Origin of the sequence: Aphanothece hegewaldii CCALA 016 (genome assembly GCF_003007785.1) — a bacterium.
Lineage (GTDB): Bacteria > Cyanobacteriota > Cyanobacteriia > Cyanobacteriales > Microcystaceae > Chroococcus > Chroococcus hegewaldii.
Genome location: NZ_PXOH01000011.1, coordinates 63,963 through 85,092, shown reverse-complemented (window position 1 = coordinate 85,092; position 21,130 = coordinate 63,963). Strand labels below are relative to the sequence as shown.

The window sequence follows — 21,130 nt, the reverse complement described above, 5'->3', positions numbered from 1 at the left end:
ATATGTTTTAAGCGACTGGTTCACACTTCCTGATAGGACAAGATTAAATTCAAAATATTTAATTCATGTGAAATAAACATTTGTCGCTCAGTAAAAATTTGTTCTCTAAGTTGGTTAAAACTGTAGCTTGTGAAGACTAAAAATGGAAATTCTTCATATTGTCTGCCGATGGGAAGTACATTAGTTATGGGGAATCTTGTTTTTAAATAAGTTTCTAAATAATCCCGAAATGAGTTCCCCTCAATTTCTGTATGAGTTTTTTTACTGGAAAAATACTCTTTCATTTCAGTTTTACTAATTAAGACAAACAAAGGTATAGAATAAGACTGATCAAAGCGTTGACTCGTTTGTTCAAGAATTTGTGTCATATTGTTGTCTTGTTGTGACTGCAATTCATTGATTAAATCTATAGCATCATAGGCGGCTAATCTTAATGCTGTATGGTATTCCTCTTGATAAGATATTGCGAGAAGTTTATTAAGTAATTGGTCATTATTAATATATTCTTGTTGGCAAGGTAATTCATATTTTTCTCGCATTATTTGATCAGCTATAGGAACAATCAGCATATTTCCTAAAATATAGCTATTTTCAATTTTTTATAAATTTAGTAAACTTGCTAAATTATGCTGAATACTACGCTCGAATTTTTCCGAAAAAGAACGGATTTGAGAAAGATAAGATAAAGACTTATCATTAACCACATTTTTAAGTGTAATTTGGACTCGTTCTAAAAGTTTTGTCAAGTATTGAGCTACTTCGCTTAAAATTATATTTTTGGGACGTATTCTAGATTCATTTCATCATGATCTAAATTAGCCGAAAATGTTTGATAATTATCTAACTTAATTTTACCATTTCCTAGGTTTTCTATTTGGATAATTTCTCCTAATAAATTAGATATTTTCTGTTGACTTCGAGAGCTTTGATCACATAACCAACTGGAAACAATTATAATAACCATTTTATCCAATTGTGGATAATCTTTATTATCTTTCATTTGAAATATTTTTGGTAATCTTGAATAAAGAGAACTTTTACTATTACTGCTTCGATATTTTTCTGTTTTTTTATCATTAATACGAAAACCTTGCGAGTTAGATAAACACTCTTAACTCAACAAATGTGATAGTACTTTGGCAAGCGATCGCATAAATTTTTCTTCTTCTAATGTGTCTTTATTATTAAGTTGTAATCTCATAATTAGAAAAAATACATTTTTTGGCTCATCTACATATTTTAAAATAACTTTAATACATAAATATGCTAATAAAGAATAAATTAAACGAAAAAAAAATCTTGATAATTATCTAAAGTATTAAATATTTTTTTCTTGAGATTTTCTTCATTATAAGAAAAAACAATAATATTATTTTTTTGGAAATTCTTCTGATACACTATCTTACAATTTTTCTCGCGCACTGGTGCTATTAGTAAAGGAAGTATTTTGAGTTCTTCATTTGCTTAAATTAAATTTTTGTTGTTCATTTGTTGGAAAAAATCTTATATCAGTAAACTAACAGTAATTTGACATAAAGAATTTTGATCTGTTTGTCTTTTTTGAATAACTATATATTGTAAGTATTCTTTACTTTTTTCTTTAAAAACAGATTTAATAAATGTTCTTTCTCTAAGTATGCGTTCTAGATATTTTTCTAATATTCCTTTTTTGATACTAATGAATACGGGATATTCTTGACGTGATTAAATTGTTTTTTTACTTAAAAATTTAGTGATTAATTTTTTTAATTTATTAATATCTTTTTGTACATTAAGTTCTTTTAAGTTATCTTTTATAGCGATCAATGTTTCTTTTTTTTCGACAGGATTAGAGCTTTTTAGATAAGGCAATAATCTTTCCTCAAATTTTGTAATAAGGTTGTTTTTTGAAGCAAAGACTAAATAGTATAAAAAAGCAATTTTTAAAGTTTTCTCTTTTTGAGAATAGCTAAGATTTGGTACTTTTTCTATATAAATAATAATTAAAAACATTTTTGATTTCACTTTTTTGAGAATTGACTGACTTATCTAGTTTCATCTTCAAGCCAAATATAAAGCTTTTTTCTCCTTTTTGCTCGTTATTTTTTCTCCTAAATATCCATCAATAATCGGAATAATAGGCAGCATATCGAAAGCATCAGCATCAGAAAATGTATTTCTATAATTTATTTCAATTCCTTGATAGTTTACTTTATAATAATTATCTGGTAAATCTATTCTTCGATTAATCGTAATCTATCTTTGAGTTTTTGTAGCTTACTTTTTTCTGTCTCTGTTTCAGAAATATTATCTAAAAGATATTCTAAATAACGGATTTTTAAGTCTCGTTTAAGTTTGCCGACAACTTCTTCTTGAATGACTTTTAAAAGCCGATAAAAATCTGATTTCTCGTCTCTAAAAAAATCATTGAGTATTTCTGCTAAATCATCTTGAGTGTCTTAGTATTCATTAGCAAATTGCTGTTGTATATAATTGTTTAAACTTTTTTTGAGTTGCTCTTGTATTTCGGAAATTTTTTGAACGGTAATAGTAGCTTTATGTAATTTTAATAGGGAATTACTGCCTTTTGTGTTATTTGTTAGGCTAAGTCGTTGTTTAACTAAAATCAATATTATCGCTTTTACCACGAAAATTATCTAAATCTAATAAAAGTTGCTGAATTGCTTGTTCAAAATTTACACAATTTGAGGGTATCGCTTGACTGAAATTTTGATGAAGTTGATCACGAATGGCTCGAATTTGCTTAGTAAATTTCTCTTCATATAATATACTAAAATTAACACTAGCTGATTTAATTCCTTGAGCCTAACTTAAAGGACTTTCTAGCTTTTTGGATAAAAGTTCTGTCGCAATTTCATATATTTTTAATTCTAATCTTTGTCCATCCTGTGTAAAGGCATAAGGATTTTTGCTCTTTAAACAAGCTAAAATCTGCTCAAGGATATTACTATAGTCTAAATTTGCTAGTTCATTATCGTTAATTCCTAATCGATTTTTCACGATTTTAAAAACCTCTAATGTTGATAATTTGCTAAAAAAGTTTGTACTTCCTGTGGGTTGGGTTGAGAAGCGATCGCACCTGGTTTCGTTGTTGTTAATGCACCGACAGCACTCGCATAAATTACTATTTCTTTTGCTATTTGCTCAGATAAAAAAATCTTTTCATCTTGTTTGAGATATTGATGAATAAAACCTGCTAAAAAGCTATCTCCTGCACCTGTTGTATCGACTGTAGCAACTTTAAAACTATCGACTTGTCCGAGATTTTCCCCTAAACAATACTGACATCCTTTTTCTCCTTTTGTCACTAACACCCCTTTGACTGTCTTTAGTTGTTGTTGTATTTCTTGGGGACGATCTGTATTAAATAACCATTTTGCCTCATCATCAGAACATTTGATCGTATCTGCACATCGCAGCATTTCTAAAATTAATGGGGGTGCATCCTCTAAATTTTCCCAGAATACAGGTCGCCAATTTAGATCAATCAATACTTTTACTTGATTTTCTTTTGCTAATTTTATGGCTCGATACATGGCTTGTCGGGTATCAGGATAAGCTAATCCTAGTGTTCCCAAAACGAGAATTTTTGCATCACGAAATAAAAAATTAGGTAAGTTATCTGCTACTAAACGTGTATCGGCAAATTCTGTCGTCGGTGTTTCTCCAAAAGAAGCAAAATGACGCTCACCATTTTTGGAACGGGTTACATATACTTGTCGCGTTGGCGCTGTTTGATGACGTTGTATTCCCGTTATATCCACTCCAGTCGTTTTCAGAAGATCTATTAAAGTATCTCCTTGTTTGTCTTCCCCCACACATCCCATAAATGCTGATGGTGTTCCCAGTTTTACTAATGCACAAGCTACATTCGCAGGCGCACCGCCAGGGTATGATGTCCATGAGGTGACTTGGGTAATTTCTCGATCGTTTTGATCGGCTAATAAGTCGAAAAGTATTTCGCCTAAACACAATATTAAAGAAGTCATTAGTAGTAGAAGTAAATACAACTACTACTAGACTGGCACAAAAAAACAGGTGTCTCTATCTTATTTTTTCTTATTCATTATATTTTTAATATACATATATCTTATATTTAGGGCAAAATGTATCATAGAATACAGACGCAATATAAGGTGTCTTTCGGGAATCCAATTCTGATTAAATAAATTAGACAACAGGTGATTAATCTTTTTTCGGGTTTGGTTTCCAAACCCCTACAGATACATTTCTAAACGAGCGCTAAAGTTTTTGCAATTTTACGTCCTACTGCATTTGCTACGGGTGCTAAACTTTCTGCTAGGTTTACCATTGCTTCTAAAGTTAAAGCTTGACGTGCATCAGAAACCGACTTTTCAGGTGAGGGGTGGCATTCTATAATTAATCCATCGGCACCACAGGCGATCGCAGCTTTTGCTAAATTAGGTATAAGTTCCCATTTTCCCGCAGCATGAGAAGGATCGACAATAACGGGTAAATGGGTAATTTGTTTGAGTGCGACGACTGCACCTAAGTCGAGTACATTACGAGTATATGTATCAAAGCTTCTAATTCCCCGTTCACATAGAACAACATTCGGGTTACCATGACTGAGAATATATTCTGCGGCAAAAACAAACTCCTCAAGGGTTGCAGCTAAACCACGCTTGAGGAGTATCGGTTTATTCACTTGTCCTAATGCCTTGAGTAAGTTAAAATTCTGCATATTCCGACTCCCCACTTGTAACATATCCGCATGGTTTGCCACTATGTGAATATCTTCTGTTCCCATTACTTCCGTCACCACAGGCATTTTATAACGTTGTCTAATGGTATCAAGTATTTCTAGTCCTTCGACTCCTAACCCTTGAAACGCATAAGGAGATGTTCGCGGTTTGTATGCACCTCCTCGTATTGCTTGAATAGCACTGGTTTTGAGTTTTTGAGCGACTGTCTCCATTTGCTCATAACTTTCCACTGTACAAGGTCCTGCAATAATTATAATTTCCTCATCTCCAATTGTTACATTAGATGAGAGTTTGACGATCGTTGTTTGTTGTAGATCAGTAGAAGAGGCTAGTTTCGCATTGAACATGATTGTAACTTCCTTTAGTCTATAAAGTTGGACATTAAAAAAACCCGTTACCTTTTTTTGGTTCCGGGTTCTATAATTAGCGCGTTAGTTAGCAGCATCATAAACTTACCCAAAACCTCGTTTAGGCCAATAAAAATAAAATCCGTAAAATAGGGGGGTAAGCATAATCTTTTCTAACGAACGAATGTATATAAAGCAAAAACCGCAGCTATTTAACTTACTGCGGCTCATCTTGACTATCCCATACTTAATTAGGATCGCCTCTGATGAGCCAATCTAAACCAATAAAATAAGTAGTAGGAATTGCGTATCATATATCGAGTTTGTAGGCGTACACCTTTTCCATTATGTGTCAAATTTACCACAATTTTTCAAGTTTGTCAAGAACCCATTTTAAAATCAATCATGGTCTGACGATAAAACAACGGCATTCCGATATCAAAATATTGACCTTGAACCAAATAACCAAGCATTCCTTGTGCTTTTGCAAGCTGATCCAAAGCAGTCGTTAATTGAAATTCTCCTTTAAGTCGTTGCTCGTTTTTTATTTCGTCTTCTAAATAATCAAAAATCTGGGGTTGTAGAATATACATTCCAAAAATAGCGAGGAATTCATCTGGTTTCATGTTGGGTATATGAAGATGATCTCGCGCATAATCTATAGATGGTTTTTCTACCAGTTGTGTAATTGATAGTAAATATGTTTCTAGCCAATTGCCTGTTATAATACCTGCTTTATGAATAATATCTTCAGGTATAATTGTTAAACCGATCACATTCGTTTGATATTGTTGATAAAGTTCGACTAATTGATGGACACAAGATTTATCGATATTAGAGCGATAAACATGATCGCCGAGTAATAATAAAAAAGGTTCTTGTTTTACCCAATCTTTGGCACAGTAAACCGCATGACCATAACCTTCTTGTTGTTCTTGGGGAATTAAAGTTATTTTTTCGCCTATTTCTTGTAGATAGTCACTATACTTTTTACTTTCTCTTGAGAGTTTATTATAAAATTTAGCTGGTGGTGGATTTTTAAAAAAGTCAGCAAATAAAGAATAATCTTGAGTTTGTATAATAATGGCAATTTCTTGTATTCCTGATTTGATGACTTCTTCGACAATAATTAAGATAACAGGTTTAGCGAGTCCATCTTGATCGATTAAAGGAAAAAATTCTTTTTTTATTCCTTTCGTTGCTGGAAATAAACGTGTACCAAAACCAGCAGCAGGAATAACCGCTTTATGTAAAGGTTGATTCATATTTTTAAACACACAGATTGTTGATTGATAAAGGTTTAGAAATCAAATCCTTATTTAACGTTAGCAAAATTTAGCCAAATTCATGAAAACATTTCATATATTGACGTTACAGACGCTCTTTCCCTAACCATAAACAAGATGAAAACCGTACCAAAAAAGACAGTTATTCCCCCTGACATCCCAAAAAGCAAAATCGTCACAATAAGAATGTTAGTCCTTAAATTGAAATGGAGCTACGGAAATGATTACCTTGAGTAAGACTTTTATTTTAGATTCGGGTAAAAAAGATTCACGTTTTGAAAAACTTAGAAAACTTTATACCGAAATTTTACCCTTACAAGTGGGTTATATTAGTTCTAACCTTATCTTAAATGAACAAGAAACAGAAGTAACAGCGATCGCTAACTGGGAAGATGAAGAAAAGCTAGTTGCAGTTCAAGATCTTGATTCTTTTAAAGAACTACAAATTGGCTAAATAATATTAAATCTGGAGCAATCGTAGAGACGTGTTCATGGCACGTCTTTACAAATTAATTATGTATATGATGACTATTGAAAAATAAAGTAATTAAATAAATTATAGGAGTAGAAACAATCTCTAACCAAAGTCAGACGGTTTTTGAGAATTTTTGGCACAAAATTAAATAAAAAAACATTAATTATTATTATCCTATGACAGCAACAATATTAATTACGGGAGGGTCTCAAGGAATTGGCAAAGCTACAGCTTACCGATTTGCCCAAGAAGGCTACAATATTATTTTAGCAGCACGACAAAGCGATCGATTGAATGCGGTAGCCGATGAGTTGAGTGGGCGTTTTTCGATTAAGACTCTAGCTATTCCAACTGATGTTAGAGATCCAGCACAGGTTAATATTCTAATCCAAAAAGCACTTAATGAATTTATGGCGATCGATGTGTTAGTAAATAATTCTGGTATATACGTTTCAGGACCAATAGAACAGTTTACATTAGAAGAATGGCATCGAACTCTTGATACTAATTTATGGGGATATATCCATACCATTCATGCTTTACTACCCCATATGCTCTTAAGAGAGAAAGGAACGATCATTAATCTTTGTTCAATTGGAGGGACAGTTCCTCTAGCTTATTTAGTTCCCTATACTACCAGTAAATACGCGATCAATGGAATGACACAAGCCTTGTATACTGAACTTGCGCCTAAAGGTATTCATGTTGGTGGTATTTATCCAAACTTGATTAAAACTAATTTTTTAGAACGAGCTATATTTACTGGTAGGGATGAAAACGATCAGCAGATGCGACGACAACAAGTCGAACAACTGATGAATAATCCATTAATCGAAAAACCCGAAGATGTTGCCAATGCGGTTTGGGATGCGGTACAACATAAAAAAGAAAAAGTTTTTGTCGGTTCTGCACAAGCAACGGAAGGAGTTTACACAATTGTACCTTCTTTAATTCGTTGGGTGATTCGTAAGACCTTTCAACACAAAGATGTCGCTAAATAATTGATTCTTTATCTTGGGGTTTCGCTATAATCAAGTTACGAAGAAAGAAAGTACTGTCTTAGTTTTTTACTTTTTCTAACAACTAAAATTTTATGGCACTTAAAAAGCAATTTACCAGCTTTGAGGATCTATTATCCAATTCAGCAACACCCGTATTAGTCGATTTTTATGCGACTTGGTGCGGACCTTGTCAGATGATGAGTCCTATCTTAGAACAAGTTGGAGCCTATTTAAAAAATCGTGTACAAATTGTAAAAATTGATACAGACAAATATCCTAACTTAGCAACGCAATATCAGATTCATGCCCTACCGACATTGGTTCTCTTCAAAAACGGGCAACCTATAGAACGAATTGAAGGTGTAGTACAAGCACAACAGTTAATACAACAATTGCAAACGATTCTGTAACAAGAGCAAAAAAACTATGCTTGTAAAGGTTAGCCAAGATACGCTTACATTGTCCCCCGGAAGTGAAGTCATTTTACGCCATCAAACTTGGGAAGATTATGAGCAACTTCTAAAAATTCGCCAAGAGCAAACATATCCTAAAATTTATTTTAATGATAGTACTCATGAGATTTTACTAATGGCTCCCCTTCCCAGTCACGGAAAAAGAATTGATACCCTCAGAGATTTAGTTAAAATTCTTTTACGTCATCAAGGGTTAGAATGGGAATGCTTTGATCCAATTACCCTCAAACGATTTGCTTTATCGGGAGTAGAACCCGATACTTGTTTCTATATCGATAACCGTCAAGCTATTTTAGGTAAAGAGAAAATCGATCTGAGTATCGATCCTCCTCCAGATTTAGCGCTCGAAGTAGATTTAACTTCTACCACGAAAGCAAAGGATTATCAAGCTATTGGGATTCCTGAATTATGGATTTATCGTCGGGGCAACTTATTGATTTATATTTTTGATGGTAAAGAATATCAAGATCAGCAAAGTTTGATTTTCAGAGAATTTGAGCTAAAAAAAATCTTGCCGAAATATGTAGAACTTGCTTGGAATAATGGTTCTAGTCTAGCCTTACGACAGTTTGAACAGGATTTAAGAGACGGAAAACTGAATTAATCTTCAAGCTACAAAACCAGTTTTTCTCTCACAAGTGCCCGTCTGCGATTGCTCGCCTCATTTAGCCCAAAACACGAGAAATTGTACCCGTTGCGTTCTACTTGGGGTGCTTGCTTCCCGAACCGTGTTTATATTGCGTCTGTATTCTGTGATACATTTTGCTTTAAATATAATAGATTTAAATTTAATTTAGATTAATTATATGTTTTTGTTATTAACTTATGAAATTTGGCGACAAAATCCCGATAAAAGTTTTCTTTAATTGATTATATAAAATACAAACTATATACTTTTTGCTATAAAGAATGAGCAGCCAGAAAGCAAAAAAAAGGCTGAAATCTAGTTAAATCAATACTCTTAACTGATACTTATCAATAAAATTAAAATTTTCTTACAAATACTTTCATAAAAATCAATCATTACTCCAAAAATCATGTAAGATACTCTATATGAATTCAGTTAGTTTTCAATAAAGACGGAGCTAAACTGTATTAAAAAACTCAGTACAGCTTTCATAACCTGAGAAAGGCAGAAAGCTTTTAACTAAAAACCTTTACCAAATTGTTCTGCAACAAAGTCATTACCAGCAGGGAGGGAATTTTATGTCCAATTTTTCTAGAAGAAGATTTTTAACAACAACTGCGACATCTGCTGTTGGGGCTGTATTACTGAAAGGGTGTTTAGGAAATCCGCCGGCACCTTCTGGTACAGCCAGTTCACCAACAACGACAACACCGACAACAAGCGCACCAACGGCCTTAACGCCAGAAACAACACCCGAAACCCCACAAGTCAAATTAGGATTTTTGCCAATCTTTGAAGCAGCACCTTTAATTATTGCTCAAGAAAAAGGATTTTTTGCTAAATACGGGATGACGGGTGTAGATGTCTCCAAACAAGCAAACTGGGGTTCTGCTAGGGATAACGTAGAGATTGGTGCCGCAGGTGGTGGTATTGATGGTGGACAATGGCAAATGCCCATGCCTTATCTAATTTCTGAAGGATTGATCACCAAAAACAATGTTAAAGTTCCTATGTATGTTTTAGCAATGCTAAACACTCAAGGGAATGGAATTGCAGTCGCTAAAACCCAAGAAGGTAAAAATATCGGTTTAGATGCAAGCAAAGCAAAAGATTATATTAGTGGTTTAAAACAAGCGGGCAAACCATTCAGAGCCGCATATACATTTCCCAAAGCCAACCAAGATTTTTGGATACGTTACTGGTTAGCTGCTGGAGGCATTAACCCAGATACAGAAGTGAATCTATTAACTGTACCTGCTGCTCAAACCGTAGCCAACATGAAAACTGGAACGATGGAAGCCTTCAGTACAGGTGATCCTTGGCCGGCTCGTATTGTTGGAGATGGCATTGGTTTTATCGCCGCTTTAACCTCTCAGATTTGGCCATTCCATCCAGAAGAATATTTTGCCATGCGTGGTGATTGGGTGGACAAAAATCCGAAAGCGACGAAAGCACTTCTCAAAGGCATTATGGAGGCTCAACAGTGGTGCGATGTAGAAGGCAATCGAGCAGAAATGGCTCAAATTCTCTCTGGTGCGAAGTATTTTAACGTTCCAGTCAGTGTTCTTGAACCGATGTTACTCGGAACTTACATTATGGGTGATAACCAGCCAGAAATTAAAGATTTCCAGAAAGCCGCCTTGTATTGGAAATCGCCTCGCGGTAGTGTTTCTTATCCCTATAAGAGTCTCGATTTGTGGTTCTTAACTGAAAGCGTTCGCTGGGGCTTTTTACCCAAAGATACCTTAACGAATGCCAAAGCATTAATCGATAAAGTAAATCGGGAGGATATTTGGAAAGCAGCAGCAAAAGAAGCTGGTATCTCCGATGCTGATATACCTACCAGTACCTCCCGAGGAGTTGAAAAGTTTTTTGATGGTAAAGTATTCGACCCAGAAAATCCCCAGGCCTACCTCGATAGTTTAGCAATAAAAAAAGCTTAAGTATCTAAGTCAAATTACTTATAAGGAGCGTTCATCACCATGACAGCAACAATGAGAAATCGTAACGGCGCAAGTTCATCTAATGCTTTCTCTAAATTTTGGAAAAAGAAATCTAAAGATATTATTCCTCCAATCATCGGTATTTTAAGTTTTCTAGCGATTTGGCAACTTTGTTCAATGATTGGATTAATTAAATTACCCCCGCCAAGTGATCTAATTACCAATGAGAGAACCCGCACTTATTTAATGTATCCATTTTTCAATCGTGGCGGAACAGATGTCGGTCTATTTTGGCAAGTATTAGCCAGCTTACAACGTGTTTTAATTGGTTATGTTTTAGCGGCAGTTGTGGGCATTAGTGTAGGTATTGTTATTGGACTCAATTCTTTTTGGAATAAAGCTTTAGATCCTTTGTTTCAATTCTTAAGAACAGTTCCGCCTTTAGCATGGGTTCCCTTAGCCCTAGCCGCCTTACAACAAAACCAACCTGCCGCGTTATTCGTCATCTTTATTACCGCAGTTTGGCCGATTTTGATTAATACTGCTGTTGGTGTACAACAAATTCCTCAAGACTATATCAACGTTAAAAAAGTTCTCAAACTTTCTCAACAAAAATTCTTCTTCAAGATTCTGATTCCTTCTGCGCTCCCTTACATTTTCACAGGTTTAAGAATTGCGATCGGTCTTGCTTGGTTAGCGATTATTGCAGCAGAAATCGTCATGTCTGGTATCGTCGGAATCGGTTTCTTTATCTGGGATTCTTATCAAAATAACTACATCTCTGACATCATTTTAGCTCTGGTTTATATCGGTGCAGTTGGTTTAATCCTAGATCGACTTGTCGCTTTTATCCAAACAAAAATTCTTCCAGACAACTAATTTGAAAGGACATACAACCCGATGAGCGTAGGGGTTTGGTCGCCAAACCCTCTATAAACAAAATAAATTAAATAGGAAAAAAATAATGAGTGTATTTGTCGCAGTTGATAATATTGATAAAGTGTTTCCCCTCTCTGGTGGAAGTGAATATATCGCCCTCAAAGGAATTAATTTAGAAGTCAAAAAAGGCGAATTTATCTCTCTAATTGGTCACTCAGGCTGTGGTAAATCGACCCTATTAAACATGATGGCAGGTTTAGACTTACCCAGTGAAGGAATTGTAACCCTAGAAGGACAAAGGATCAAAGAACCTGGCCCCGAAAGAATGGTCGTTTTTCAAAATTATTCTTTACTTCCTTGGTTAACAGTTCGCCAAAATATAGCCCTTGCAGTCGATGAAGTAATGACGGGTTTACCCATTGCGGAACGAAATCAAATTATTGAAGAACATATTGATCTCGTTGGGTTGCGTCATGCTGTAGATAAACAACCAGGACAACTGTCGGGGGGGATGAGACAACGAGTAGCGATCGCACGTGCTTTAGCCATCCGTCCCAAACTACTCTTATTAGACGAACCTTTTGGCGCGTTGGATGCACTAACCAGAGGAAATTTACAAGAACAGTTGATGAGAATTTGTGAGGAATATCATGTAACTTCAGTCATGGTAACTCATGATGTCGATGAAGCCGTGTTATTATCCGATCGCATCGTCATGCTCACCAATGGGCCTGGCTCGAAAATTGGTGGTATCCTAGAAGTCGATATCCCGCGTCCCCGTAAACGGATGGAAGTCGTAAACCATCCTAGTTATTACAGCCTCCGCAGTGAAATTATCTATTTCCTCAACCAACAAAAACGCATCAAAAAACTTCGGGCGCAAAAAACGGCTGTAGTTGCCCGTCATGGACTCGAAAAAGTTAACCTAGAAATTGGTTTTGTACCTCTAACTGCCTGTGCGCCGTTAGTCGTTGCCAAAGAGAAGGGATTGTTTACTAAACATGGTCTAGATGAAGTAAATTTAGTCCGTGAAACCAGTTGGCGGGGGATCGTCGATGGGATGATCGGTGGTTACTTAGATGCGGCTCAAATGCCCTCTGGGATGCCAACGTGGTTAACGGCGGGTGGACAGGATGAACAATCTGTACCCATTGTTTCCTCTTTAACCATGACTCGCAACGGTAACGCGATTACTTTGGGTAAAAAGTTTTATGAAGCAGGGGTTTTGAATAGTAATGCTCTAAAACGCTATTTACTTGAATCGGCGGACGAACGCCATACATTCGGTATGGTACATCCGTCCTCAATGCACAATTTATTATTGCGTTATTGGTTAGCATCTGGTGGTATTAATCCAGATCAAGATGTTCATCTGGAAACCATTCCCCCCGCGCAAATGGTTGCCGATCTCAAAGCGGGTACTATAGATGGTTATTGTGTGAGTGAACCTTGGAATTTGCGGGCTGCGATGGAAGGTGTCGGGTTTACGGTAGCGACAGATCTTGAAATCTGGCAAAATCACCCCGGAAAGGTTTTAGGTGTGCGCGAAGATTGGGCTAATGCGTATCCCAATAGCCACGTTGCTTTAGTGAAAGCCCTTTTAGAAGCTTGTGCTTACTGCGCCGATCCTGCTAATAGAGAAGAGATCAGACATTTACTCGCTAGTCGTCAGTATCTTAGTACCAAAGTAGACTACATTCAACTCGCTGATCCAAATGATCAATCTTGTAGCTTAGAACATCCCATGTGGGAAGCTGCCCATCATTTATTCTATGGCGAAGGCGTAAATCGTCCCAGTCGTACCGAACATCTTTGGATGATGACACAGATGGCGAGATGGGGGCATATTCCTTTCCCTCGTAACTGGGTAGAAATCCTAGAAAGAGTCTGTAAAGTGAGTGTCTTTAGTACGGCAGCCCGTGAATTAGGTTTAGGGGATATTAAATATCGCCGCTCACCGATTATATTGTTTGATGGGATTGAATTTGATGCAGAAGATCCGATCGGCTATCTGAATAATCAAACGATTAAACAGAATGTGACAATGGCTGAGGTGGCTGTTAATCATCGATCTTCAGTCGGTCAAAGTTTAGTAGCAGCCTAAATGATTGCCTAGGTTTGGTCGCCAAACCGTCCCTAACCCCATTTTTGTAGCGGTTTGGTCGCCAAACTCGACTATTTTCAGACACAATAAGGAGTATTTATCATGGCATACACGACAACAACAACACAAACGATCAATCCATACGATCAATCTTCAGTTAATGAAACTTTTTTAAAGATCGACAATGTCTCAAAAATTTATCCCACTCCGAAAGGTCCCTATACGGTTCTCGATGGTGTTAATCTAACGGTAAATGAAGGTGAATTTATCTGTGTTATTGGTCACTCTGGCTGTGGTAAATCTACTTTATTGAATATGGTTTCTGGTTTTGCTGATGCGACTTATGGATCAGTTCGCCTTAAAGGTAAGGATATTGTTGAACCAGGCCCCGATCGCATGGTGGTTTTCCAAGGTTACGCGCTATTACCTTGGTTAACGGTTTTTGAAAATGTTTATTTAGCAGTTGATTCGGTTTATCCTAGTAAATTAGAAGCAGAAAAAAGATCAATTGTCAAGGAACATTTAGCTTTAGTCGGATTAAGTGAAGCAGCAGACAAGAAACCCCCACAAATTTCGGGGGGGATGAAACAACGGGTATCTATTGCGCGGGCTTTATCAATCCGTCCTGAAGTGTTAATCTTAGATGAACCGTTTGGGGCGTTAGACGCAATTACTAAAGAAGAATTGCAAGAAGAATTACTCAAAATCTGGCAAGATCATCGCTGTACGGTTTTGATGATTACCCATGATATTGATGAAGCTTTGTTTTTGGCCGATCGTTTAGTGATGATGACCAATGGCCCATCTGCTAATATTGGAGAAATCCTCGATATTCCCTTTCCACGTCCAAGAGATCGGGATCGGATTATGGAAGATCCTGAATATTATAATCTGCGTAACTATGCTTTAGACTTCCTCTATAATCGTTTTGCTCACGATGATGATGCGGCGTAATTAGAGCAGAATAAAAATTTAAGTTATATTTGATATAAGGTGGTATAATTGTACTCACCTTATTTGATTTTTTATATGGCTAAATTTCTATAGAGGTAATTATGATGCAATCTGTAGAACAACAATATTTGACACCCGAAGAATATTTAGAACGGGAAGAAACAGCTAAAGACAAAAGTGAATACATTAATGGACAAATTATACCTATGGCAGATGGTTCAACTAATCATAATCGACTCGCTGGGAACTTTTATGCTGCGTTACATTTGGCGTTAAACGACCAAGATTATGACGTATTCATTGGTGATGTTCGTCTATGGATACCTCAGTGTAATGTTTATACCTATCCTGATATCATGATTATTTCTGGAGAGGCTGAATATCATGAAAATCGAAACGATACCATCATTAATCCTCAAGTTATTATAGAAATTCTCTCACCTTCAACACGTGGTTATGACAAAGATAAAAAATTTAAAAACTATCGAACCATTCCGAGTTTCCAAGAATATATTTTAGTCACTCAAACACAAAAACACGTAGATCAATATGTCAAAGTTGATCATAAACAATGGTCTTTGTATGAATATAACGAAGATGACGATAAAATTACCTTGCAAACCGTACCTATTGAAATTACTTTAGCTGATCTCTACAAAAGAGTTAAATTTCCAGATAGATAATTCAAGCATAAAATGTAAAATAAAAACTTCTCTCTATCTTATAGGGGATGTAATCAAGCGACTAAATCAGGCTAGATAGACTAGGAGAGTATCAATCAATCTAATTCTATAGAACGATGCTTTTTAAATCTATTTTTAATGACTAGCGCACATAATGGAAAAAACCCTAAGCTTTCTCTCTAATAATCCGCTTGTTGCTTTTACGATTCTTCTTTTAGTTATTTTAACGCTTCCGCCTCTTTTTGAGCGAATCAAATTACCAGGGCTAGTCGGTTTACTTTTTGCAGGAGTTGTGTTAGGAAAAAATGGATTAAATTTACTCGATGGTGAATCCGAAACGATGCACCTACTAGAGGATATCGGAAAGATATATCTGATGTTTGTGGCGGGTTTAGAGATAGATTTAGGGGAATTTAAAAAAACAAAAGATCGTTCTCTGGGTTTTGGTTTTGCTACTTTTATTATTCCGCTAATTATCGGAACTGCTATCGGTAGATTTTTCGATTATGGTTGGAATGGTGCAATTTTAATCGGTTCTTTATTTGCATCTCATACACTTTTAGGCTATCCGATTGTACAACGTTTAGGTGTTGTTAGAAATGAAGCAGTAATGGTAACAATTGGGGCGACAATCTTTACAGATATATCAGCTTTAGTGGTTCTAGCGGTTTGCCTTTCGATTCATCAAGGTGAGTTTTCTACGGCAAGTCTCATCTTGCAATTAGTCGCTTTAGGAATTTATTGTATAGTAGTTCTTTTTGGTTTAGACTGGGCAGGTAAAAAGTATTTTGAACGCACAGGAGACGAAGAAAGTAATCAATTTCTTTTTGTTCTATTTGCGGTATTTCTTGCAGCATTAGGGGCGCAAGTTATTAATGTTGAAAAGATTATTGGTGCTTTTTTAGCAGGATTAGCCGTTAATGATGTTTTAGGGAGAAGTCCCGTTAAAGAAAAAATTGAGTTTATGGGAAGTACATTATTTATCCCGATGTTTTTTGTGGCGATGGGTTTATTAATAGATATTCCCATTTTCATTAAAACCATTACTACTCAATTTCCTTTAATGCTTGCTATTGTTTTAGGGTTAATTGTCGCCAAATTTTTAGCCGCTTTTATTAGTAAAATTATTTATCGTTATAATTTTAATGAAGGGATGACGATGTGGTCACTTTCTTTACCGCAAGTTGCCGCTACATTAGCCGCCGCTTTAGCTGCATATCAAGCGAAAAATGTCGCAGGAGAAAGACTTTTAAACGAAGCTACTTTTAATAGTGTAATTGTTTTAATGCTGGTGACTTCTATTCTAGGCCCTTTATTAACGGCTAGATTTGCGAGAAATCTTTCTGTACCTAAAGCCAAGCTAGAAGATAGTTCTGAAAAAAGAGATATTATTCTTTCTGAATTACTCCCAAAAGCCGAACCTTTTGCCCCAAATCATCCGTTTACGATCGTTGTTCCCATTTATAATCCTACAACACAACGCAATTTAATAGAAATGGCGGCGTTAATAGCCCGTCATGAGTCTGGTCTTATTGTACCGCTTTCGGTTGCTACATCTCATGTTCATATGGACTCACCGCAATTAAATACACGTCTTTATAAAAGTAGAGAAATGTTAGGAGAAGCGGTTCAACTGAGTCAAGAATTTGAAGTGGAATCTCAACCCGCGATCCGAATTGATGATAAGATTTCTCATGGTATTAGTCGTGCTGCCCGTGAAAAAAATGCCGATTTAATTATTATGGGTTGGAGTAAAACCTTTGGCTTGCGGGCGCGTCTTTTTGGTACGGTTATTGATAGTGTTTTCCGTTCGGCACATTGTCCAGTGGCTGTGATGCGTCTATTAGATGAACCCGTTAACATCCATCATCTTTTAGTACCTGTAAAAAATATTACACCAGAAATGATTAGAGTAATTCGATTTGCTCATCTTTTAGCGGATACGAATCAAGGTTCTGTAACATTGTTGCACGTTTGCCGTCGCTATACCTCATCTAGTCAAATTGCTACTTTTAAAGAAGATTTATTAAATGTAGTCAATCAATTTGGATTTCCTGTAACATCTGAGATTAAGACGATTACTCACGATAACATTTCCCAAGTCATTATAAAAGAATCTAAAACCTATGATTTAACGGTTTTGCGATCGGTCCGTCGTCAAACAGCAGGGGGAGGACTTGCTGTCAGTGACTTGACGACAGAAATTTTAAAAAGATTAACGGGTTCTTTGGTTTTATTCGGTGAACCTGAGAATAATAGTTAATTTTTATCTAACTCTGGCAAAGCGAGTCAATTGATATTATTACAATATATTAAATTTTCGGTAATTAAAATTGTTCTAGATGAAGCAATAAACAGAATATAGACAATTTATCAAAAAAGGTGAACAAAATGGATATCTCTCCATTTGAATTATTGCTGAAACCGATCGCACCTCGTACAGCAACGGCTTCTCAAGCTAATGTTTTAAGTCGAGTTATTGTTCAAGGCTATTTTTTAACGGTTTCCAATTTAGAAAAAAGAGATCGAGAATTAAAATTATTTTTGACAATTAGTGAACCTTCTGATCCGCCAAATGCTTCTCCACCAAATGAAACTAGAATCCTAGACAATAAAACCGTTTTGCTGTATGATGTTGCGGCTAAAAATATTCCGATAAACTTTAAACGCATTGAAGCAGTAAACGAAAAATTTATTCGATATGAAAGCGATAGTTTTATTTTACCCAGTTGGGCAACTGTATCATTGCAGCTTTTACCCGATGTTCAACAATTTTTAAATAATCAGCAATCTTTTTTAGAAGTTCGAGGTTTTGCTTCGTTAACTTCTGATGATTCTACAGCGTCTGGTGAACTGTTTTTTAATCCAGAAATTCGAGGAACTTTTATACCAGATAATTTAACAGATCCAGTTAAAGATATTGATTTTGATCAAATTGCTTATTCTTTAGGAACGACACGGGCTAAAGTTTAAACAATTAGAAACGGGTTGAACTTGTGATCAACCCATTTTATCATCATCGTCCAAATCCAGGAATTAAAGATTTTTTTAATCTCTGCATTGCTTGTTCAACAACTTCACTATATCGCAGTTTTTCACAAAGTATTTTACCCATAATTTGTCCTTCTGCGGGACGTTTGACCCCATAAACTGATAGAATAAACCTGCTAGACGTTGTGCTAAAACCATGTCTAGACCCCATTCATCATCAATAATATCGGTGTATCTCGCTAAGGCATTTGCATTACCCGACGCAGCTTGATCAATGGCTTCTGCTGCTCTTACTCCTGTTAGAATAGAAGGTCTAATCCCTTCTCCAATAAGTAGATCTAAAATTCCTGCTGCTTCACCTGCGATTAATGCTTAAAATGGCTGAATTAAACCTTAAACACGCGAAATTCCCTGATTATCTACACGACGTATCGCAACAACAGCCGGACGCGGCGGATCATTTGCTTGTTTACTTGGCCAGTTTGATCCTATTGGAACTTTACGCTGTTGCATAAATTCTTGTCTTTGGGTCGTATTAAGCGTAAATTCTCGTTCCTCAAAAGCCATGTCTTGACGAGTTCCTCCTGCTTCACCTGGATGTTGCACAGATAAAAATAAGGTTTGTTGATCTTTGGTAAACCAAGGCCCCGTTAACTCAGTATCCATCGGACCGATCGCAAATGGATAAGCATTCCCCATATTCGGGCCAGAAGTCGGGAGAAACCACGCTGTATTATTGCCAAAAATACCAAGGGTTTTCTTAGGATCATTGTGAGAAGTTGTAGACATATCACAGACCATCCAAAGATGACCACTTGCATCAAATTCTAGGTTATCGGGGTTCGAGAAACCGAGTCCCCCTTGTGTGGGTTCACCTCCAGTTGCAAACATCCGCCAGCGAAAAGACATCGCCGATGGATCGTTTTGGTCTTCTTTTAGACTCATGATCCAACCATATTCATAGGGGGTTTCTCCTTTGGTCCCAAAAAAGATATTTTTATCAGGTCCACCATCTTCGCCAGGTGTTCCAGAAGTAAAGGTAATATAGAGTGTCCCATCTGGGGAAACTTCCGTATCTTCGGGTCTAGCGGTACAGGTGATTCCTGCGGCATTTGCGGCATAATGAGCATCAATTAGGATAGCCCCTTGTTTCTCGGCTGGATTGCCCTCATAAAGGTCACTAAGGGTCTTGAATTTTTGTTTATAGAAGGCGATGTCTTCATCTTTTGTATAGGCTACAATGCCCCCTTCTGTGCGGTTAGGATTAGGTAATGCAACTATGCCGACTTTTTGGCGTTCAACAATTTGACTGGGTAAAACGGGATCAACTGGGGTATTTAGGGTTAAAGGGAGCCATTTTCCGGTACCATCGGGGTTAAATCTTGCCCCGTATAGCATTCCACGTTCTAAAAGTTGGGAGTTTTGTTTATCTTTGGGGTTGCGGATGAAATCTTTAGAGACAAATTTGTATAAATGTCCACCTCTGCGATCGCATCCTGAGTAGACTGCTAAAGGTTTTCCTTTTTCTACTCTAAACCCTACTGCTTCATGACGATAGCGACCTAACCAAGTGTGTTTTGTTCCGTAGTCATTGGGGTTAGCGGGATCAACTTCAACCATCCAACCATATTTATTGGATGCTAAACCAAATACATTACCGCGTCCGTCTATTTCGACATCATTAATAAAAAAAGGTTTTGCTGAAGGATTAAAAGAGGTACCATCTGCCATAACAGGATCGTATACTTGATCTTGAAAGTTTTCTTCGGCACTAAAAACGGTTCCCCAAGGTGTTGTCCCTCCTGCACAATTTTGGAATGTTCCGATTATTTTACTACCTAATTGATCCTCATAACCGAGTTTATTCGATTTAGTAAAAACGGCAACACTGGGGCCTGTTGATTTAAGATATCTTTGATCTTCTAAACCTGATATACCTGTAATTCTGCGATCTCGATCAGAGAAAGTTCTTTCCCATTTTCCATCTTTATTACGACGAATTGAAATAATCCCAATTCCTAGATCAATTAAACCTTCTTTTGATATTTCTTTAATTTTTGTTTTTAGTGGATCGCTATCAGAAAGAGCAAAAGCGTTAATTTCTCCTTGGTTTGCTGCTAAAGTTGATTTTACTTCAGTGAATGGTAATGTTTTTCCAATAACTTTCTCATAAGTTTTCATCCATGTCTGACCACTAATATACTCAAAATTTATGGTTAAATAGCCTTCATTAGGTTTAGTTTCAATAAACGATAAATAGTCATTATTATAGCCAAAACGAGAATCACCTACAGGATCACCCCAAGCGGCAATAATATCATAGGTAAAATCTTTGGGTAAAACTAAATCATCAACCACTTCATAAGTCGAGTAGGTGGCTATTTGTTGTTCTTTAGTATATGAATCAATTTCTAATGGTATAGGTGTTTTGATGGGTTGAAAACTTAGTTCAGAATTTTTCTTTGCTACTATTTTAGAAAAAGGCATTGAAAAAGTTTTTTCATTTAGTCTTAAAAGGGTTCCGCCAACTGTTGCACCAATAAACATTAAAAAATGGCGACGTTTTAGATTCATATTATCCGTTTTATAATCAATCGAATATATTATATATTATTTTTACTAAATTTAGTTTAGGAAAA

The 21,130-nt window shown here is 36.1% G+C and carries 21 protein-coding genes; 11 read left to right on the top strand and 10 right to left on the bottom strand.

Annotation, left to right across the window (positions count from 1 at the left end):
• Window positions 1–20 precede the first annotated feature (20 nt).
• The 8 genes from C7H19_RS11830 to C7H19_RS11800 all read right to left on the bottom strand — a co-directional run bounded on the left by C7H19_RS11830 (window position 21) and on the right by C7H19_RS11800 (window position 6,339).
• Window positions 21–569 carry a hypothetical protein gene (locus tag C7H19_RS11830; protein ID WP_106457087.1) on the bottom strand — a complete coding sequence of 183 codons (549 nt, stop codon included), beginning with the start codon at window positions 567–569 and terminating at the stop codon, window positions 21–23.
• Between the two features lie 30 nt (window positions 570–599).
• The gene (locus C7H19_RS25665; RefSeq protein WP_181280592.1) at window positions 600–746 is read right to left on the bottom strand and encodes a hypothetical protein; all 147 of its coding nucleotides are present in this window, start codon (window positions 744–746) and stop codon (window positions 600–602) included.
• Window positions 747–769: 23 nt separating this feature from the next.
• On the bottom strand, window positions 770–1,000 hold the full coding sequence (locus C7H19_RS11825; RefSeq protein WP_106457086.1) for a hypothetical protein: 231 nt from the start codon (window positions 998–1,000) through the stop codon (window positions 770–772).
• A 704-nt stretch (window positions 1,001–1,704) separates the two neighbouring features.
• Window positions 1,705–1,992, bottom strand: a complete 288-nt coding sequence (locus tag C7H19_RS11820) for a hypothetical protein (RefSeq protein WP_106457085.1) — start codon at window positions 1,990–1,992, stop codon at window positions 1,705–1,707.
• Between the two features lie 813 nt (window positions 1,993–2,805).
• A complete protein-coding gene (locus C7H19_RS11815) occupies window positions 2,806–3,000 on the bottom strand; it encodes a hypothetical protein (protein ID WP_106457084.1) in 195 nt (64 codons plus the stop codon).
• Window positions 3,001–3,014: 14 nt separating this feature from the next.
• A complete protein-coding gene (locus tag C7H19_RS11810; protein WP_106457083.1) occupies window positions 3,015–3,989 on the bottom strand; it encodes a carbohydrate kinase family protein in 975 nt (324 codons plus the stop codon).
• Between the two features lie 242 nt (window positions 3,990–4,231).
• Window positions 4,232–5,074, bottom strand: a complete 843-nt coding sequence (gene aroF, locus C7H19_RS11805) for a 3-deoxy-7-phosphoheptulonate synthase (RefSeq protein WP_106457082.1) — start codon at window positions 5,072–5,074, stop codon at window positions 4,232–4,234.
• Between the two features lie 380 nt (window positions 5,075–5,454).
• The gene (locus tag C7H19_RS11800) at window positions 5,455–6,339 is read right to left on the bottom strand and encodes a sugar phosphate nucleotidyltransferase (protein ID WP_106457081.1); all 885 of its coding nucleotides are present in this window, start codon (window positions 6,337–6,339) and stop codon (window positions 5,455–5,457) included.
• A gap of 241 nt (window positions 6,340–6,580) precedes the next feature.
• Between C7H19_RS11800 and C7H19_RS11795 the strand changes: the two genes are divergently transcribed.
• The 11 genes from C7H19_RS11795 (at window position 6,581) to C7H19_RS11745 (ending at window position 18,473) form a co-directional block, all read left to right on the top strand.
• Complete coding sequence (locus tag C7H19_RS11795) at window positions 6,581–6,814, top strand: antibiotic biosynthesis monooxygenase (protein ID WP_106457080.1); 234 nt, start codon at window positions 6,581–6,583, stop codon at window positions 6,812–6,814.
• A 197-nt stretch (window positions 6,815–7,011) separates the two neighbouring features.
• Window positions 7,012–7,836 carry an SDR family NAD(P)-dependent oxidoreductase gene (locus tag C7H19_RS11790; protein ID WP_106457079.1) on the top strand — a complete coding sequence of 275 codons (825 nt, stop codon included), beginning with the start codon at window positions 7,012–7,014 and terminating at the stop codon, window positions 7,834–7,836.
• 92 nt (window positions 7,837–7,928) lie between these two features.
• Window positions 7,929–8,246, top strand: coding sequence for a thioredoxin (gene trxA / locus C7H19_RS11785; RefSeq protein ID WP_106457078.1), 318 nt, complete (start codon window positions 7,929–7,931; stop codon window positions 8,244–8,246).
• Between the two features lie 16 nt (window positions 8,247–8,262).
• Complete coding sequence (locus C7H19_RS11780) at window positions 8,263–8,913, top strand: Uma2 family endonuclease (RefSeq protein ID WP_106457077.1); 651 nt, start codon at window positions 8,263–8,265, stop codon at window positions 8,911–8,913.
• 602 nt (window positions 8,914–9,515) lie between these two features.
• Window positions 9,516–10,880 carry a CmpA/NrtA family ABC transporter substrate-binding protein gene (locus C7H19_RS11775; protein ID WP_106457076.1) on the top strand — a complete coding sequence of 455 codons (1,365 nt, stop codon included), beginning with the start codon at window positions 9,516–9,518 and terminating at the stop codon, window positions 10,878–10,880.
• A gap of 39 nt (window positions 10,881–10,919) precedes the next feature.
• Window positions 10,920–11,759, top strand: coding sequence for a nitrate ABC transporter permease (gene ntrB, locus C7H19_RS11770; protein WP_106457075.1), 840 nt, complete (start codon window positions 10,920–10,922; stop codon window positions 11,757–11,759).
• A gap of 85 nt (window positions 11,760–11,844) precedes the next feature.
• Window positions 11,845–13,863: an ABC transporter ATP-binding/substrate-binding protein gene (locus tag C7H19_RS11765; RefSeq protein WP_106457074.1), complete on the top strand. Its 2,019-nt coding sequence runs from the start codon at window positions 11,845–11,847 to the stop codon at window positions 13,861–13,863.
• A 102-nt stretch (window positions 13,864–13,965) separates the two neighbouring features.
• Window positions 13,966–14,817: a nitrate ABC transporter ATP-binding protein gene (locus C7H19_RS11760; protein WP_106457073.1), complete on the top strand. Its 852-nt coding sequence runs from the start codon at window positions 13,966–13,968 to the stop codon at window positions 14,815–14,817.
• Window positions 14,818–14,918: 101 nt separating this feature from the next.
• The gene (locus C7H19_RS11755) at window positions 14,919–15,500 is read left to right on the top strand and encodes a Uma2 family endonuclease (RefSeq protein WP_342752279.1); all 582 of its coding nucleotides are present in this window, start codon (window positions 14,919–14,921) and stop codon (window positions 15,498–15,500) included.
• 154 nt (window positions 15,501–15,654) lie between these two features.
• Window positions 15,655–17,763: a cation:proton antiporter gene (locus C7H19_RS11750; RefSeq protein ID WP_106457071.1), complete on the top strand. Its 2,109-nt coding sequence runs from the start codon at window positions 15,655–15,657 to the stop codon at window positions 17,761–17,763.
• 128 nt (window positions 17,764–17,891) lie between these two features.
• Window positions 17,892–18,473 carry a hypothetical protein gene (locus tag C7H19_RS11745; protein ID WP_106457070.1) on the top strand — a complete coding sequence of 194 codons (582 nt, stop codon included), beginning with the start codon at window positions 17,892–17,894 and terminating at the stop codon, window positions 18,471–18,473.
• A 43-nt stretch (window positions 18,474–18,516) separates the two neighbouring features.
• On the opposite strand, the gene C7H19_RS25660 is transcribed toward C7H19_RS11745, so the two are convergent.
• Complete coding sequence (locus C7H19_RS25660) at window positions 18,517–18,702, bottom strand: hypothetical protein (RefSeq protein ID WP_181280591.1); 186 nt, start codon at window positions 18,700–18,702, stop codon at window positions 18,517–18,519.
• Between the two features lie 182 nt (window positions 18,703–18,884).
• The gene (locus C7H19_RS11735) at window positions 18,885–21,065 is read right to left on the bottom strand and encodes a PhoX family protein (protein WP_106457069.1); all 2,181 of its coding nucleotides are present in this window, start codon (window positions 21,063–21,065) and stop codon (window positions 18,885–18,887) included.
• Between the last annotated feature and the right edge of the window lie 65 nt (window positions 21,066–21,130).